Consider the following 317-nt stretch of genomic DNA (forward strand, 5'->3'; position numbering starts at 1 on the left):
GATGCAACTTCTTGAGTGATTTGTTTGTTGCTGATGCTCTTATTCAGCCAACGAGGGTCGAATTCAATTTCATCCACCCCAACGTCGTAATTGGGTGCCATTTCAGCAATCAAGCCCATCACGTCAGCTTTGCGTTGTTCACGGCGTTGAACCTCCAGCTCACCAAGCCCTTCATCAATCGGATCAATGATCATGTCGATGCTGGCTTCAAGCTTTTTGACCTCGGTTTCAAACTCACGTAATGGTTGATTATAATTTCGCTTGATTTCTTTGCGCCGATCATCAAGCGCCTTTTTGAGCTTGTTCAATTTGGCTCG

The 317-nt window shown here is 45.4% G+C and carries 1 protein-coding gene; it reads right to left on the reverse strand.

Going from position 1 to position 317, the window contains the following annotated elements; translation table 11 throughout:
• On the reverse strand, nucleotides 1-317 hold a 317-nt coding region (locus DY78_RS12620), incomplete at both ends, for a DUF1351 domain-containing protein (RefSeq protein ID WP_156404130.1).

Source organism: Lactiplantibacillus fabifermentans DSM 21115 (assembly GCF_000498955.2).
Classification (GTDB): domain Bacteria; phylum Bacillota; class Bacilli; order Lactobacillales; family Lactobacillaceae; genus Lactiplantibacillus; species Lactiplantibacillus fabifermentans.